The 15,306-nt window shown below is 42.6% G+C and carries 17 protein-coding genes; 10 read left to right on the forward strand and 7 right to left on the reverse strand.

Annotated elements, in window-relative coordinates; genetic code table 11:
• Window positions 1–88 precede the first annotated feature (88 nt).
• The 3 genes from DESOR_RS24785 to DESOR_RS24795 form a co-directional block, all read right to left on the reverse strand.
• Window positions 89–769, reverse strand: coding sequence for a CpsD/CapB family tyrosine-protein kinase (locus tag DESOR_RS24785; RefSeq protein WP_014187342.1), 681 nt, complete (start codon window positions 767–769; stop codon window positions 89–91).
• On the reverse strand, window positions 744–1,484 hold the full coding sequence (locus DESOR_RS24790; RefSeq protein WP_014187343.1) for a YveK family protein: 741 nt from the start codon (window positions 1,482–1,484) through the stop codon (window positions 744–746). Before DESOR_RS24790 ends, DESOR_RS24785 begins: the two co-directional genes overlap by 26 nt.
• 169 nt (window positions 1,485–1,653) lie before the next feature.
• Window positions 1,654–2,781, reverse strand: a complete 1,128-nt coding sequence (locus DESOR_RS24795; RefSeq protein ID WP_014187344.1) for a hypothetical protein — start codon at window positions 2,779–2,781, stop codon at window positions 1,654–1,656.
• Window positions 2,782–3,082: 301 nt separating this feature from the next.
• On the opposite strand from DESOR_RS24795, the gene DESOR_RS24800 reads away from it, so the two are divergent.
• Window positions 3,083–4,564: a S8 family peptidase gene (locus DESOR_RS24800; RefSeq protein WP_014187345.1), complete on the forward strand. Its 1,482-nt coding sequence runs from the start codon at window positions 3,083–3,085 to the stop codon at window positions 4,562–4,564.
• Window positions 4,565–4,985: 421 nt separating this feature from the next.
• Here the strand turns inward: DESOR_RS24800 and DESOR_RS24805 are convergent, their stop codons facing one another.
• Together DESOR_RS24805 and DESOR_RS24810 are read right to left on the reverse strand one after the other, a co-directional pair.
• The gene (locus DESOR_RS24805) at window positions 4,986–5,669 is read right to left on the reverse strand and encodes an ABC transporter ATP-binding protein (protein ID WP_014187346.1); all 684 of its coding nucleotides are present in this window, start codon (window positions 5,667–5,669) and stop codon (window positions 4,986–4,988) included.
• Between the two features lie 23 nt (window positions 5,670–5,692).
• Window positions 5,693–6,151 (reverse strand): hypothetical protein, encoded by a 459-nt coding sequence (locus tag DESOR_RS24810; RefSeq protein ID WP_014187347.1) that lies wholly within the window; start codon window positions 6,149–6,151, stop codon window positions 5,693–5,695.
• Window positions 6,152–6,545: 394 nt separating this feature from the next.
• Between DESOR_RS24810 and DESOR_RS24815 the strand changes: the two genes are divergently transcribed.
• From DESOR_RS24815 to DESOR_RS24850, 9 genes are all read left to right on the forward strand, one after another.
• Window positions 6,546–7,010 carry a (4Fe-4S)-binding protein gene (locus tag DESOR_RS24815; protein WP_014187349.1) on the forward strand — a complete coding sequence of 155 codons (465 nt, stop codon included), beginning with the start codon at window positions 6,546–6,548 and terminating at the stop codon, window positions 7,008–7,010.
• A gap of 27 nt (window positions 7,011–7,037) precedes the next feature.
• Window positions 7,038–7,355, forward strand: coding sequence for a hypothetical protein (locus DESOR_RS24820; protein WP_014187350.1), 318 nt, complete (start codon window positions 7,038–7,040; stop codon window positions 7,353–7,355).
• Window positions 7,356–7,644: 289 nt separating this feature from the next.
• Window positions 7,645–8,874 carry an SPFH domain-containing protein gene (locus tag DESOR_RS24825; protein ID WP_014187351.1) on the forward strand — a complete coding sequence of 410 codons (1,230 nt, stop codon included), beginning with the start codon at window positions 7,645–7,647 and terminating at the stop codon, window positions 8,872–8,874.
• A 13-nt stretch (window positions 8,875–8,887) separates the two neighbouring features.
• The gene (locus DESOR_RS24830; protein WP_014187352.1) at window positions 8,888–9,595 is read left to right on the forward strand and encodes a hypothetical protein; all 708 of its coding nucleotides are present in this window, start codon (window positions 8,888–8,890) and stop codon (window positions 9,593–9,595) included.
• Between the two features lie 24 nt (window positions 9,596–9,619).
• The gene (locus DESOR_RS24835; protein ID WP_014187353.1) at window positions 9,620–10,252 is read left to right on the forward strand and encodes a hypothetical protein; all 633 of its coding nucleotides are present in this window, start codon (window positions 9,620–9,622) and stop codon (window positions 10,250–10,252) included.
• A 175-nt stretch (window positions 10,253–10,427) separates the two neighbouring features.
• On the forward strand, window positions 10,428–10,631 hold the full coding sequence (locus tag DESOR_RS24840) for a DUF2922 domain-containing protein (protein WP_042331642.1): 204 nt from the start codon (window positions 10,428–10,430) through the stop codon (window positions 10,629–10,631).
• The gene (locus DESOR_RS24845; protein ID WP_014187354.1) at window positions 10,624–10,878 is read left to right on the forward strand and encodes a hypothetical protein; all 255 of its coding nucleotides are present in this window, start codon (window positions 10,624–10,626) and stop codon (window positions 10,876–10,878) included. Before DESOR_RS24840 ends, DESOR_RS24845 begins: the two co-directional genes overlap by 8 nt.
• On the forward strand, window positions 10,871–11,098 hold the full coding sequence (locus DESOR_RS27585; protein ID WP_052304340.1) for a hypothetical protein: 228 nt from the start codon (window positions 10,871–10,873) through the stop codon (window positions 11,096–11,098). The genes DESOR_RS24845 and DESOR_RS27585 overlap by 8 nt, the downstream gene beginning before the upstream one ends.
• Window positions 11,099–11,262: 164 nt before the next feature.
• On the forward strand, window positions 11,263–13,437 hold the full coding sequence (locus DESOR_RS24850) for an S-layer homology domain-containing protein (RefSeq protein ID WP_014187355.1): 2,175 nt from the start codon (window positions 11,263–11,265) through the stop codon (window positions 13,435–13,437).
• 76 nt (window positions 13,438–13,513) lie between these two features.
• On the opposite strand, the gene DESOR_RS24855 is transcribed toward DESOR_RS24850, so the two are convergent.
• Both DESOR_RS24855 and DESOR_RS24860 read right to left on the reverse strand, forming a co-directional pair.
• Window positions 13,514–13,831: a hypothetical protein gene (locus tag DESOR_RS24855; RefSeq protein ID WP_014187356.1), complete on the reverse strand. Its 318-nt coding sequence runs from the start codon at window positions 13,829–13,831 to the stop codon at window positions 13,514–13,516.
• Window positions 13,832–14,049: 218 nt separating this feature from the next.
• Window positions 14,050–15,216, reverse strand: coding sequence for a Fic family protein (locus DESOR_RS24860; RefSeq protein WP_014187357.1), 1,167 nt, complete (start codon window positions 15,214–15,216; stop codon window positions 14,050–14,052).
• Window positions 15,217–15,306 lie beyond the last annotated feature (90 nt).

The raw sequence follows: 15,306 nt of genomic DNA on the forward strand, positions 1-15,306 counted from the left end.
ATTTCGGGAAATATTACGAAAATCTACACATTTGCTAGTGATCCGGTCCACTCATTATCTAAAGATCAGCCGTCTTATGCTGTTTCCTTTACATATCCTTCGCAGAGTTATAATAGTTGTAATAGTAATATTCATGGCTATTCATGCCTACTTTATTGAGAACCGCCCCGAGAATCTTAATCTCCAACTTATCCAGCAGTCCCTTGGCTTTTTGCGCATAACCCTTGTCCACTTCCCCTGAGGCTAACACCAGGATGACTCCATCCACTTCCTGGGCAAGAATTAAGGCATCTGTAACTGCAATCACGGGAGGAGTATCAATGAGGACCATGTCAAATTCCCCACCGGCTCCCTCCAGCAAGTGTTCCATTCCTTTGGATCCGAGCAGCTCTGCAGGATTGGGAGGAACAGGACCTGCCGGGAGAACCCGGACACTTGGCACAGCCGTATCCCGGATATATCCTCCATAGTCTCCATCCTCAACCAGGTAAATGGATAACCCCACTCTATTATCCAAGCCGAATAGTTTATGCTGGGTGGGATTCCGTAAATCAGCGTCAATAATCAGCACAGATTTTCCGGATTGAGCCATACTAACCGCCAGATTAGCCACTGTATGAGATTTCCCCTCCCCAGGACCTGAACTCGTCACCACTATTTTTTGAGTGTTTGAATCCACATTCGTAAACTGAACATTCGTTCTAAGGGTCCGATAGGCCTCTGAGATTGGAGATTTTGTTTTCTCAAAGGTGATTAACGAATAGACCAATTAAACCGTCCCCTCTTGCCCTTATTTTTTTCACTCCGTAATCCGGAATGATTCCCAGTACCGGAATCCCTAAAAGCTTCTCAACATCACCGGAGGTCTTAACCGTGTTGTCCAAATATTCCAGCAGGAAGACCAGGCCAAAAGACGCTATAAGACCCGCAACAAAGGCAATCAGTATGTTCAGCAATTGATTAGGTTTAACAGGCTTGGCTGGGACCACTGCAGTATCCACAACGCTGACACTGTCTACTTTTTTAATATCAATGACCGCTTTCGAAAATTCCTGCGCCATAGTGTTGGCTATGGCAGCTGCCTGCTCAGGGCTGGTATTCCTCACCCGGATTTCCAAAATTTCTGTAGCCTTCACCGGATTTATGGAGATCATAGGATCGAGTCCTTCAACTGTCAACTCTAAGTTTAGCTCCTTGATCACTTTTTCTTCGACAGTGCGGCTCTGGGCGATCAGGGCATAGGTTTTGGCAAGCTGCTGGTTCGCCAGAAGCACATTATTATCCAGGATTTTCGCCGCCTCTTGGCCGGGCTCCGCAGCTTTCTTCCCCACGATCAGCGTAGTTGAAGCTTGATAAACCGGTTTTAGGACAAAGAAACTAATCACTCCACTGGTGAGTGCCGCGATGAGGGGCAAAGCCACCACGATAATCCATCGCCTGCGCAGCATATCCCAATACTGCTTTAAATCTAGCTTTTCTTCCATGTCATCCTCCTAGTCAGTCCCGCAAACCTTAGAAAACTTGGCAGGCGCAGGCGGCCGCCATAGTTGCATTTAGTGCAAAAAAGCAGAGAGCTGGAATCCCCAACTCTCCGTATAATCCGATATGTCTCCCGCAGCCGGCAAATGCAGTACCTGCGGTGAGGCCATCAAATTATTTTACAGTCACTGCGATCCTAATTAATTCGTTCTCTTCTACTTGTAAATCATTCATCCTATAGGCAGTAATGAATGTTGTTCCTTTTGTTCTGCCGGCTTTAATAGAAGAGCCGTCCTCAGCAACCGTGGCAATGGCCGGATTATCACTTTTCCAAGCAAGCCAGCCGGCAATATCTAAGGCCCCAGTATCTATTCCTTTTACAGAAAGAGCAAGTTTAAGTTTGTTATCACTTTTCTTCAGGGTCAGTGGCGTCCAGGGATCACAGGTCTTTCCATTGATTTTGCATTGGATCTGAGAGCGGATAACGGACATTGCCACAGCTTTTTGAGCGGCATTCCCCGGGTCAATAACCGCCCCTACCTGTTCTTGGGTTTCAACAAGCAACTCGATATTCCAGTCAATATCGGCCAGCTTTTGATTAAAAACGTAATACTTACTATTTTTACCATCGGTAAGATCGTGCAAAGCTGTTTTCAGTAATCCAACCAATTTATCCTTGATTAGTGTATCCGTGATTTCGATATTCGAACCTCCAAGGATTGCCATCAATTCTAAGGGATTTTGTTTAACCTCTTTTTTAATGTCTTTTTGCAGCTCATCATTTGTAGCCAGTATAAAACTATAGAGTAATTCAATGTTAAAGTCATCTCCGAAAAGCGTCCTAAATGTTCTCCCATTCTCCGCTTTAAACTTTAGGAGGGCACTTTCCATAGCATCGTTGTCATAGGAATACTGGATCTCCTGAAGATCCAGCAGGGATTTTATGATTGCTGCTTTGGCCTCCTCTCTCGTATCACCGATGGCTGCGAATCTTGCCACCACCTTATCCGTCAAAAGCCCATCGACGGCACTGCTCAATGTCCCATCTTGCCCTGCAATCACTAAGTTTGCTCTGGCTTCACGCAAGGCATCTATTTCACTGGGATTAATATAGCCCCGGTAGGACATCATTTCAGTTACAACTTCCTGAAGAGTTGCTCCATGCCCATTTGACATTCCTGTACCCGTAACTGCGTAGGTGAGAGTTGGGGCTGTACCCTCAGCCAAGACATTAAAGGGAATCATCGTAAGTACCATACTCGCAATAGCTAAGGATGCTAAAACTTTTTTTGTTTTTTTCATAAACTGATGTCTCCTCTCAACATTTTGAAGATTATCCCTTACTATTTATTCAACTTAAACTGCATTGTTTTAAAATTCATTATAAGATTGACCCGATCTTTTCACATCCGTATAAACTACAGGGAAATAAAAAAAGAACCTGGTGGTTCCTACAGGTATAACTATATTTTTACTCATATTTAACACTAAAGTTGCCGTAAATAGTTCTCTTTTTTTATTTAAAGTATTCCAATTAACCCTGCATCGTTATAAGATGCAGGAAAGACTACTTCATATTAATTTTAGAAGGGAGTACAAACCATTGTATAAAAAGTTTCTTGGCTTGGTCGTGGCAATAAGCCTGATCACGACGACGTTCCTTACTCCAGCTGGAGCAGCTCCGGCCAAAAAAACCTTCACCATTGCTTTCCGGCAGGAAATTCCCTCTGACTATGATCTGATAATTTCCAAAGCCGGAGGCCAGGTACTTAGGGTATTGCCTGAGGTGTCAGGACTTGAGGTACAGTCCGATAACCCCTGCTTTTTAGATAATCTTAAAATGGTTAAGGAAATCCAAGCCGCAGATGCTGCCTTAACTTTATCATTAAATAATCAGGAACTAAACCCAGTCGCTGCTCAGGGTCAGCCTGTTACAGATATTCCCCAAGGGGATCAAATCCATAGCTACTGGGACTATCAATGGGATATTCAGCGGGTTACACACAACGGAGATTCTTACGCACTGGAGACCGGCGGGGTGGAAAACCTTAACGGAACAGTCATCCACAAGGCCACTGTCGGGATCATTGACTCCGGGATTGATCTTAACCATCCGGATCTGAAGTCGAATATTATTGGCGGGCAGAACTTTGTACCGGCGGGTGCGGAGGGAGACCCCACCGAAACCGGTGATCCCAATGACTATAGGGATCGCCTCGGGCACGGTACACACATTGCCGGTCTTATTGCAGCTAATGGCAAACTGAAAGGGATTGGCCCCAATTTAGGAATCCGTGCTTATCGGATCTTCTCTGCCAGCGGGAACACGTCAACCGGCCAAATCATTGAGGCTATCCTCCAAGGGACTAAAGACAAAGTAGACGTCATCAATATGTCCGTCGGCGGCTTCGATTGTATCTCTCGTTATACTTACCTGGATGAGAAAAATGCTTATCATGACGTTACCGATGCACTTTTGTACAGGCGAGCCATTCAATACGCTGTCGCTCATAATGTCACCGTGGTTGTGGCAGCCGGAAATGAGTCTCTTAACTTAAACAACCCAAGGGAAATCACAAATTACCTGAACCAAACCTACGGCTATTTAGGACTCCAGTATAAAGGCGCATCTCGCCAAATCCCGGGACAGATCCCGGGAGTTATTACCGTATCATCTTCCAACCAATGGTCTAAGGATAAAATCGCCTTCTACTCTAATTACGGATCCCGCTCCATCGATGTAGCCGCCCCCGGCGGTGATAATGGGCCTATCTATGACCAAACCGGTGATCTCAGCCTGCAGGACTTCCACTACCACACCCTCAGCACCTACCCCACTTACCTCGAGCCCTATTACACCTCAAATCTTCGGGGCTACGCTCTGCTGCAAGGTACCTCCATGGCTGCACCGAAAGTTGCTGGGATTGCCGGAGTCATTAAAGCCCATAATCCGGAATTAACCCCAGCCCAAGTGACTGCCTTGATTCAACAAACAGCGGTGGATTTAGGTAAACCCGGAACCGATGCTCTCTTTGGCGCAGGCGAAGCCAATATTTACACTGCCTTAACAGGACGGCGCCGGTAATACCTCTGTAAGCATTTTGTAAAGACGAACGAACAACGTTTCCTCAGCGCACGGGTCAATGCCCGGACAGGCGATTTTATCGGTATCAGTCAGTCCTTGGTAATTCCTATTGACAAGGCAACAGAGAAATTCCTACAATTACGTCCTTTAACTTTAAATTACACCTTAATTTACCCCCCACAGCGAAGAGCAGCCTGAAGTACGCCTGGCCTATCAGCCAAAGACAGATTCCATCCCCTATCTCCCTTCCATGCTCTGAAAAAATCACCTTCGGATCACTTCTGCGGGCCATACTTACTGCGGAAGGAAACAATCGCAATCTTGTTTTAAGCGATGAGGTTGTTTTAAAAACTGCCAAAGAGCGCGGCTGGCTGCAAGGAGATATTAATCTGGGGTCAGAGGTAAGCCGAGCCGACGCCGCCTATGCCTTAGTCCACGCTCTGCTGCAAGGAATTTTCCCATCCTGAATTTTAATGACCCGTCCGGCAGGGTGTTTGCCGTGGGTAACAATGACAAAAGCCACACCATACTCTTTATTCACTTGTTTAAAGATGTTATAAACATCTTCCGAACTATGTAAATCCAGGTTTCCCGTTGGCTCATCAGCCAAGATTACCTTAGGATTATTGATCAGCGACCGGGCAATTGCGACACGCTGCTGCTGCCCTCCGGATAAATCCAAGACATTACAGCGGCGGTACTTATATAGCCCTAAACTATCCAATAAGCAATCCGCCCTCTCCCTTACCTCCGCTCCGTGGTTTCTTTGTATTGCACCAGGCATGAGAACATTGTCCAAAACATTGAATTCCTGTAATAAAAAATGAAATTGGAAAATAAACCCTATGGCCTGATTGCGCAGTTTAGCTAATTTACCCTGCCCCATCGTTTTAGTATCCGATCCAGCGATGATGACTTCCCCACCGGTGGGCCTATCCAGAGTACCCATAATATTTAAAAGGGTCGTCTTACCGCTTCCGGAGGCCCCGACAACGGAGTTAATGCTGTGTTCCTCGATTTCTAAATTAATATCGCAAAGAATTTGGGTCTTGACCCGGGTCCCGTAAGTCTTGTTAACATCGATTAATTCAATGACATTAGGCATTTTTATCCTCACTCACAAACTGCTTAAAGCTTTATCGTCAGCGCCAGATTTCCCAGGACACTGCCATTTTTTTCGAACTTTCCTTGAATTGTAACACTCTTGCTGTAAAACCTTCTAAAGGTTCTCAAGCTAATGCCATCTCCGCCTTGGGTTCCCGGAATTAAGTCATCCAGGTATACCCAGGCGGCCTCTCCTCCTGAAAGAGGAATGGTATGATCCACCATTTTCAATTTCAAGTCACATGACTTGTCAGCGGTGATACTAAAGCCGGTCACTTGAGTCGTATCCGGAGCACCACTCAGGTCAAAGGTTGAATCATTACTCATGTCCCTTAAGTTGTAAGAAGGAACCGTCAGCACTTGAATGTCAAGGACCTTAATTGGCTGAATTGGAGTCAGCGTCCTGGGGGAGAAGATTTGTGCCGATAACCCTAAAACACATACCAGCCCAATAGCCATGCTTAGGTAACCTTTTTTACCCATGCTTTAAATTATCCCCCCTAAACACTGGCTAACTTAAGTAAATCCGTCTTGAGAGACTAATATCTATTATAGGATTGTTCCGCTCCTTTTACACCCGTATAACTTACAGGGGAATAAATAAATTTCCAGGTTGTAGGAATTGACAATCATACCCACAAACATCCTTAAGATAGTTCAGTTCATCCTTACGATTGATAAATTGCTTCATTATGACCACCTCACGAATATCTTACCCTGAATTATAATAATTTAAAGTATAATATTTCTTTGCCCTTCGAGTTTAATATAATGAGAAGGGATCATACAAAGGGCACCTTTTTCTCCACAGTCACGGAATATGGTATAATTAGCCTATACATCAATCCTTATATGAGTCAAGGGAGATTATCTTACTATGAAGAACTATCAAAATGAACATATTATTGTTCACTGGTTTCCTGAATTGTGCGCTCACCCTGGGACTTGCTTAAGGGCTTTGCCAAAGGTGTTTAATCTAAAACAACGTCCCTGGGTTAATGTTGATGGAGCAGAACCTGAAGTGATCATAAAAACCATTGATCAATGTCCTTCAGGTGCTTTAAGGTACTCACTGCCCACCGGTTCGAAGGTTAATGCGGAAAGTGCCAAGGGAGTCGGCAATCTCAACTATGAAAATGCCAATCCACCCGTTGTTAAAATAAAGGTATTATCTAACGGACCACTGGTGATTGAAGGTCCGGTGGTTATCCTGGGGATTGAGGGGGAAAAACTAAAGGAAGGCAGCAGAATCACCTTATGCCGCTGCGGTTTTTCTGAGAATCGTCCTTTCTGTGATGGCATTCATAGTAAGAAAGAATGGAAACCGGATCAAGAAATATAAAGAAAAACAGACAGGAGGCTGAACGAGATGCACCCTTCTTTTGATCGTACTTCATCGCAACAGATAACCCTAAAGCACTCTTTATTAGGAATTAGCTCATTTGCGATAGCGATATTTGCCGATGTTATTCTTGTCATGAGTATCTTTTCAAAAATGAATCCCAATTATAATGGTATTAGTTTAAGTGGTACCTGGTATTGGGTACTGATTGCTGCTTCTTCAATATTAGCCACCGTTGATTTAAATAAACAAAACAGAAAGAAGCTTCTGCCAAAGTTAGCTCTAATCTTTGGGGCTGGAGTGATTGGAGCCGTATGTATTGTTGCTGCGCTAATGGGCTTATAATAAGGGATTAAAGCAAGCAAGCTAAAAGGCTCGCCCAAATATAGCCATATATTCTTCTCAGACATAGTCGCAACCCCTTCTTGGTAGATTTGGTGTGGTAACTTTATCTTTCCAAGCGGTTGCTTCTATGTCCTTCTTTTTAATTGTAATTTCGGCATTTTATAACAAAATCAAAAAAGCCATCCCCATTAGGCTGGCTTCGGGAATATTCAGTTTTCCAGGAGGAATGTTTAGCTTGCATGTGGAATATCGATAAGATTATATATTCAATGCAAGGAAGTGTCTAAAAATGGCAATTATCGACGTAATAAAATATAATGGCGGCTCTGATGTTTTTGCCTGGAAATATCCAAGTGAAGAAATTGGCACATGGACGCAACTGATAGTAAATGAATCCCAAGAGGCTATTTTATACAAAGGCGGACAGGCGTTAGATTTATTTACAAGCGGTCGACACACGTTAGATACAGCCAACATACCCCTATTGAATAATTTAATTAACATACCTTTTGGAGGAAGGTCTCCTTTTGCGGCAGAGGTTTGGTACATTAATAAAATATTTTCCCTTGATATAAAATGGGGAACTCCCTCACCCATTCAATTGCAAGACCCTAAGTATAAAGTGTTTGTACCCCTTCGTTCTTATGGACAATTCGGAATACAAATCGAAGATTCAAGAAAATTTCTCATGAAGTTGGTAGGAACTTTACCCATATTTGATAAATCCAATATTACTAAGTATTTTAGAGGACTTTATTTGACGAAAGTAAAGGATGCCATTTCCGTTTATATTATGAAAAAACAAGTGAGTGTTCTGGAAATTAATGCCTACCTTGATGAATTATCTGAGTATTTAAAAGAAAAAATGCATCCTCTTTTAGAAGATTACGGAATAAAATTAGTTACTTTTTATGTTAACGACATCAGTTTACCAGAAGACGATCCGGCCGTAATGAAATTAAAAGAGGCCCTTGCCAAAAGAGCAGAAATGAATATCGTAGGATACAATTATGTTCAGGAACGTTCATTTGATACTTTAGAAGGCGCCGCAACAAACCCCAGTTCAGGTCAGGCAGGATTAATGGGAGCAGGAATGGGCCTTGGTATGGGAGTTGGTATCGGGGGAAACTTCGGCCAACAATTGGGAGGAATTGCCCAAACCATAAATACTGATTTTAATACCCAAAGTCCTGATGAAGCTCAAAGAAACTTAAATAGTATCATCTGTAGTAATTGCGGTTACACGTTTTCAAAAAATGTGAAATTCTGCCCGGAATGCGGAAATATATATAGACCTTGTACCTTTTGCGGGGCTGATTTAAAGGAAACTGCCACTAGCTGTCATGTTTGCGGAAAGGAGACGCCCAAGCTTTGTGCGAAGTGCGGCACTTTAATTCCCAACAGTAATATAAAGTTTTGTCCAGAATGCGGGGAACCCCAAATTAAAGCATGTTCAAATTGCGGCAAAGTAATTCAAGGTGACGCAAAATTTTGCTCAGAATGCGGAACTAAAATTTGAGAGGTGATCTAAAATGAAGAGCAACACAAAAATATCATTAAGTATATCTATCGGTGCTATTGTAGTTGCGGCCACTTTAGCGATCTTTTTCTTAGGTGATTCAATCTCTGCTAAAACCAGCTTAGATTGGCTATCCCTGGCCTTTATTATATTATCTGAGATTGCTTTATTTGCTGGAACAACCATAATGTCTATGCAGGTTTCACCAACAAATAAAATCCTCATCCATTCAGGAATAACTTCCACCCTGGTTATTTATTGGTTAATAACTCTTGTTGGTGCCTTTTTTAAAGACATATTCAAGGATAACCTCAACGGGTATATCATATTGCAGGTAATTATAATTGCCATAACAGCAATTATTATTCTTTCATTGAATTCAATAGCGACAAGAGTTGGGAACATGGATGCAAGTATAGAGCACTCACGAGGGCTCATGGACGAGTGTCAAAAAAGACTCTTTGGCTTGAAATCAAATGATGCATATATAGAATATCAAGAACCTTTAAACGACCTATATGAAATGTTAAAATACGGAGATAAAATCGGATCGACCACCGTAGATAGTGAGATTGCCAATGAGATTGCCATTTTAGAAAAATCCTTGGCAAATAAAGAAACTTCCTTAACCTCCACTACAGATACACTTGTCGATAGTATCAGGTTCTTAATAAAACAAAGAAATATGGAATTATCACAAGCAAAAAGAGGGAGCTTTTAAAACTTACAAACGGAGTGGATTAACATGGAGAATAGATTGGAAAATGATCAAAAAATAAGCCTGCTTTATTCCTGGTGGGTAATAATACCAATGATATTTATATTTTTCCCCATTGCACCTTTTTTAATATATAGGCGTTACTCATTGGGTAAAAAAACACTTAGTTCTTCTACTGCATCAGAGGTAGTCGGCTGGATTTTAGTTTTAGTTGGCTGTACCGGTGTTCTAGCAGAATCAAGCAGAAAATCTCTAGATTCTGCAGGCATGACAGCTGCCATTATCTTTCTGGCAGGCGGTATTGCCTTAATTATTTGGAGCATTAAATTAAAGAAACAATCCTTAAAGTATAAAACCTATGAGAATCTTATCGTCGATCAAAATGTGTCCAGTATCAGTAATATTGCAAGTGCTGTATCATTAGATTACGATGAAGTGAAAAAAGATTTACAAACTATGATCAACAAAAACCATTTTACCGATGCTTACATTAATGAATCTTCAGGAGAAATTTTATTACCGAAACCAATAACCAATCTAACGAATCTCCAGTCATCTTCTGAAAAGATATCTATCGTTTGTAAAAGCTGCGGCGCAAATAATACAGTGATTGCAGGAAGATTTAGTGAATGTGAGTATTGCGGTTCACCCCTTAATTAATGTTTAAAAAGAAGGAAAAGCCTGTCACTTTGTAGAAAAATATAGAAAAAACCAATTTACAATTCATTGGCTAAGCATATCCTATAGAGAATCAGACGCTCATATGCCCCTGCCCGTCCCACTTTGAAACGCGCGTTTCAAAGTGGGACAAGATTCCCTCATTCTGCACTCATTTATGGCAATGCCTAAACCCAATTGGCCCGCCCGGTCAATTGGGTTTAGGCATTTTTACAATAACCCCCCTACCATTCCTGATCCTAAGGAAAACCTGGTGAAGGCGGATGCCGAAACCGTTATGGACATGATTATCGAGAAAAATGTATTTATTACTTCCAGCGGAGAGCTGACCAAGAAGCGGGATATTCGAGTAAGTGGTTAATGAACGAAGCCAGGCCCTTAAAGAACGGGACCAGACCCTGCAGGAAAAAGCAGACCTCCAGAAAACCCTGGCAGACCAAGTGAGCCAAATAACCCAGATCACTACTGAACGCGACAAGCTGAAGACGAAGGGCGGAGCAGTTAAGCAAGACCCAAAAGGAGATGGAAACCAAGGCAACACGGCTGCAGTCAGAGCTGAAAACCATCAAGAAAAGCACCTCTTACCAGGATGTCCGCCAGATGAATAAGAAGCTTAATGAGGCCCATAACAAAGCCTGTGCCAACCGAGTCGCCTTCTTATATGAAAGCCTGGACAAAACCCTCAAGGAATTGACCTCCGAACTAAGAAATTTATCTGCCATAGAACCCACTCTCTGGAGTAGTACCAGACATTTTGGTCCAAGCAAACTAAAAGGACTTCTTAACTTTTCGTTTGTAAGCAAAGAAAGAGTTAAGAAGTCCTTATGATTAAACTACCTCTGTAACAACTTTGTAACTATTGTTAAGATATTTGTAAATTATACCCTGCTCGTTTGTTGTATTGTATAAATATACCATCAGAGGAAGGAGGCAACTTACATATCGGCAACAAAAAAATTCAGCTCTAATTTATTGAAAGGATTGAGGGAAAATTGTTAGTTAAAAAAATCCGCCCTTTAAACATTATGATTGCCCTGATGCTTCTTTTGCAGGTGACGATTTATCCTGTCAGTGCCTTAGGAAGTGAAAAAGCTAACATAACAGTTGAAGAAGCTGTCAAGATTGTCAAAGACAACTTTACTATCCCTGCCGAATATTCACGTATGTCTACCAGCTATAATGAGTATAACAATCGTGCCACCTACTCTTTAAATTGGAACTCCGACCGGCCGCCAAGCGGCAGCTTTTATGCTGAGATCGACGCCACGAATGGAGACATTTTAAACATGGGGCAATGGCAGGAAGCGACTCAGCCTTCTTTAAAACTGCCTATCTTATCCGCCGCTGAGGCAGAAAAAATAGCCACCAACCTGGTTTCTAAATTAGTCAAACAACACCAGGCGGAATTGCAGCTGGTTAAGGGTGAGCAACAAATTCTTTCCTTAAGCAACACCCAGCCCTTTACTTATAATTTCCGCTGGAGCCGTATCGTAAACAACATTCCTTTTCCCGGTAACGGGGTGACTGTGAGCGTCAACGGCGCGGATAGGCAAATTATCAACTACAGCTATACTTGGAACGAGGATCTGAACTTTCCCCAAGCGACAGATGTCATATCCCCTGAACGAGCAAAGCAAGTATTTACCGAAACTCCAATGCTTGAATTACAGTATTATATACCCCCTGTCATGGACCTTCAAACTTCAGGACCACAACAGGTCCTGCTCGTTTACCAACCCTCCAACGACTTCTACGGAGGCGCCGTCAATGCACTTACCGGAAAACCTGTAAGCCTTGACGGCCAGGAGCTTTCCGAGGGTCCTTCCTCAAGTACAGTAACACTGCCGACTAAAGCATCCTCTTCTTCAGGAGTACAGTCTGCCTCCACTCAGGATACTCCCCAAAACTCCGGACAAATCAGCCAAGCAGAAGCCATTAACATCGTCAAAAAGGCCATTAAAATTCCCAGCGGTCTCGTTCTCCAGAGCAGCAATCTCAATCCGGACTGGCGAAACCCCGGCGAACAAGTCTGGTTCATACAATGGAGCACAGATCCTGCCAAGACGAACGAACATCGTTACCTCAGCGCACGGGTCAATGCCCAGACAGGCGTTTTTATCGGTCTTAATCAGTCCTTGGAAGCAAATCTGAAGGGAAATTCCAAACCAATCTCCCGCAAGGACGCCCAAAAAATAGCCGAAGATTTCCTCAAGCATATCCAACCTGAGCGCTTTAAACTTCTCAACTTGCGTCAAGAGGGCTATCCAGGCAAGATGCCCGACAATCTCCAGATGTTTTATTATGTCCGGCTCGTCAACGGTATCCCGGTTGCCGGCGATGGAATTAGAGTAGTAATTAACGCCCAGTCTAAAGAAGTATACGATTATGATTTGACCTGGACTAACTCCCAATTCCCCAATTCCTCAGAAGTAATTCCTATTGACCAGGCCACAGAAAAATTCTTACAATTACATCCTTTAACTTTAAATTACACCTTAATTTACCCCCCCAGCGAAGAGCAGCCTGAAGTACGCCTGGTCTATCAGCCAAAGACAGATTCCATCCCCTATCTCCCTTCCATGCTCGATGCCCAAACCGGCAATCCTATGGATGTATTTGGCAAGACCCAGTCCCAGTGGTCTAGTCCCCGAATTTTTACAGATATCCAGGGCAATTATGCGGAAAAAGAAATCGGCATCATTGGTTTGACCGGGGCTTTCGGAGAATACGGAGAATCCTTCCACCCAACTGAAAAAATAACAGTCGGATCACTTCTGCGGGCCATACTTACTGCGGAAGGAAACAATCGCAATCTTGTTTTAAGCGATGAGATTGTTTTGAAAACTGCCAAAGAACGCGGCTGGCTGCAGGAAGATATGAACCTGGGCTCAGAGTTAAGCCGCGCAGACCTGAGCAAAATTATGATTCGCTATCTGGGTTTGGATGCCTCGGCCAAAGCTAAAGACATCTACACGGTACCTTTTAAAGACTTAAGTACGATTCAACCCGACGCCCTGGGCTATATCGCCTTAGCCTGGGGACTGGGCATACTGCATGTTGACGGAGACACCTTGCAGCCCACCCAAACAGTAACCAGAGCCGACGCCGCCTATGCATTAGTTCACGCTTATGCCGTCGATCGGCCGGTGAATCCTTACCTGCGTTAAATAACCGACCCCTGCCAGTCCCAGTTTGAAACGCGCGTTTCAAACTGGGACTGGCAGGGGTCTTTTCGGATTCGGCCTATCTCACTCTACGCAAATCCCTGATATCCGCATCATGAGCTAAAGAACGGTAAGACAGCATTTCCAAAACTCTTCCCTGCTGTTCCTGAATGTCGCTCATTCTCTTCTGCTCCTGCTTCACAATATCGATGTCCTGCTTTATCACATCGATATTCCTCTTCATCACATCGATGTCCTGCTGCGCCTCTTCCAACATCCCGTTGGTATTACCCACAATACGAATCAAATCTGCCGTCATTTGCTGTGTCTGGGCTACGTCCCTTCTAATGTCGCTTAATTCTTTCAGAACCAAAGATCTAAACTCCTCATCCGACATCCGGATCCCCCTTTCGCCTTTTACAACACATACTCTCTGCCGACTTTTCTTCCAATCAAAATGCTCTATACAAAAAGTATATCATAGTCTCTTAACTAAGATTATATCGAATTACAATTAATAGATTATGGATCTCCACTGACAGCGGATATGGTAAAGGAACCTCTTCAATCGCGACAACAGTTCATTAGCCGCCAATTAAATTGTCGTATAGATAATCAGCCTTTCAACCTATAGCGAACTCTACTTCCATATCGCTGTGAAGATAACAGCCCTTTGTTCTCAAGTTTGAGGACAAAGTTTCTAATCGTTGCATAGGCTACGTTTTTGTAATCCTTTTCAAGCTGCTTAGTTGAAAATTCATGAGTACCATAAGCTGATAGTACATAATGAAATAAATCCCTTTCTTTGGCTGTAATCTCTCCACCTTGAAGCAGATCATTAAATCTCTGAAGCGTATCCGCTGGTTCAGCTTTTTTCTGAAGCTTGGTAATTACTTGGCCTATAAAGTAGTTAACAAACGGCGTTATGTCCAAAACTTGCGAAACCCTAAAATTATCGGTTATGGAAGTAAACGCCTTATAATACATACCTCTGCTTTCATTAATATAGACAGAAAACGGAATAAAAAGCGAGGACGTATAACCCTTTTGTACCAAATACCAAAGTTGCAGCAGCCGTGACATTCTTCCATTTCCATCAAAATAGGGATGCAGATATGCTAAATAGTAGTGAATTACGATAGATTTAATAATGTGGTCCAACCCATCATCTTTCTGCATATAGTCAATCATATTGGCTATATACTCTGGAAGCAGCTGATATTTAAGCCCCTGATGCTCAATATCCTGTCCCACTATATACACCGCGTCATGACGATATTTTTGCTCCGGCATCAGCCTATCTCCATCGTCCAGAAAATCACCCACCGCAAGCTTATATAGCTGATATAAATTGTCCTCTGTGATTTTATTTGAAGGCTCTGCTATAAAATCCAAGCCTCGCTTAATACCATACGCTTTATTTTCATTACTTGTTTCGGGTGCCCCACCATTTAAGATTTTTCTTACACTCTCCCTTGACGAATCAATATGCTCAATGGACAGCGTTGAAATGATTTCATCCTCCATTGCCTGAATGCCATATTTTTCACCTGAATAAGAAATCGTTATCGACTTTGAAAGCTGGGTTGTTAGGTTGATTTTTGCAGGAAGCAGTACTACTGAATTACCCTTAAAGTCATTCAATGGGAGCTTATAATAAAAACTCTCACCTAGTGTCTCTAAATATCCAGCTAGGTTTTCCTCCCCAAATTTATACTTTAGATTATTAAAATTTAATGAATTTTTATCTCTGAGCATCTCAGTAAATATTTTCAATTCCATATTCCTGATCACACTCCTCTTAAACTTGATATTTATTAGTATCAATATGTATCAGATATATTTTACCATAAAAATACAGGATGTAAACAT

This window comes from Desulfosporosinus orientis DSM 765 (assembly GCF_000235605.1).
Lineage (GTDB): Bacteria > Bacillota > Desulfitobacteriia > Desulfitobacteriales > Desulfitobacteriaceae > Desulfosporosinus > Desulfosporosinus orientis.

Bases quoted from the DNA above. Each gene is read 5' to 3' on its own strand.
- DESOR_RS24825 (WP_014187351.1), top strand. From the start codon at position 7,645: ATGGCAATTATCGACGTAATAAAATATAATGGCGGCTCTGATGTTTTT.
- DESOR_RS24790 (WP_014187343.1), bottom strand. From the start codon at position 1,484: ATGGAAGAAAAGCTAGATTTAAAGCAGTATTGGGATATGCTGCGCAGG.
- DESOR_RS24860 (WP_014187357.1), bottom strand. From the start codon at position 15,216: ATGGAATTGAAAATATTTACTGAGATGCTCAGAGATAAAAATTCATTA.
- DESOR_RS24840 (WP_042331642.1), top strand. From the start codon at position 10,428: ATGGCAATGCCTAAACCCAATTGGCCCGCCCGGTCAATTGGGTTTAGG.
- DESOR_RS24830 (WP_014187352.1), top strand. From the start codon at position 8,888: ATGAAGAGCAACACAAAAATATCATTAAGTATATCTATCGGTGCTATT.
- DESOR_RS24815 (WP_014187349.1), top strand. From the start codon at position 6,546: ATGAAGAACTATCAAAATGAACATATTATTGTTCACTGGTTTCCTGAA.
- DESOR_RS24810 (WP_014187347.1), bottom strand. From the start codon at position 6,151: ATGGGTAAAAAAGGTTACCTAAGCATGGCTATTGGGCTGGTATGTGTT.
- DESOR_RS27585 (WP_052304340.1), top strand. From the start codon at position 10,871: ATGAATAAGAAGCTTAATGAGGCCCATAACAAAGCCTGTGCCAACCGA.
- DESOR_RS24805 (WP_014187346.1), bottom strand. From the start codon at position 5,669: ATGCCTAATGTCATTGAATTAATCGATGTTAACAAGACTTACGGGACC.
- DESOR_RS24855 (WP_014187356.1), bottom strand. From the start codon at position 13,831: ATGTCGGATGAGGAGTTTAGATCTTTGGTTCTGAAAGAATTAAGCGAC.
- DESOR_RS24795 (WP_014187344.1), bottom strand. From the start codon at position 2,781: ATGAAAAAAACAAAAAAAGTTTTAGCATCCTTAGCTATTGCGAGTATG.
- DESOR_RS24835 (WP_014187353.1), top strand. From the start codon at position 9,620: ATGGAGAATAGATTGGAAAATGATCAAAAAATAAGCCTGCTTTATTCC.
- DESOR_RS24820 (WP_014187350.1), top strand. From the start codon at position 7,038: ATGCACCCTTCTTTTGATCGTACTTCATCGCAACAGATAACCCTAAAG.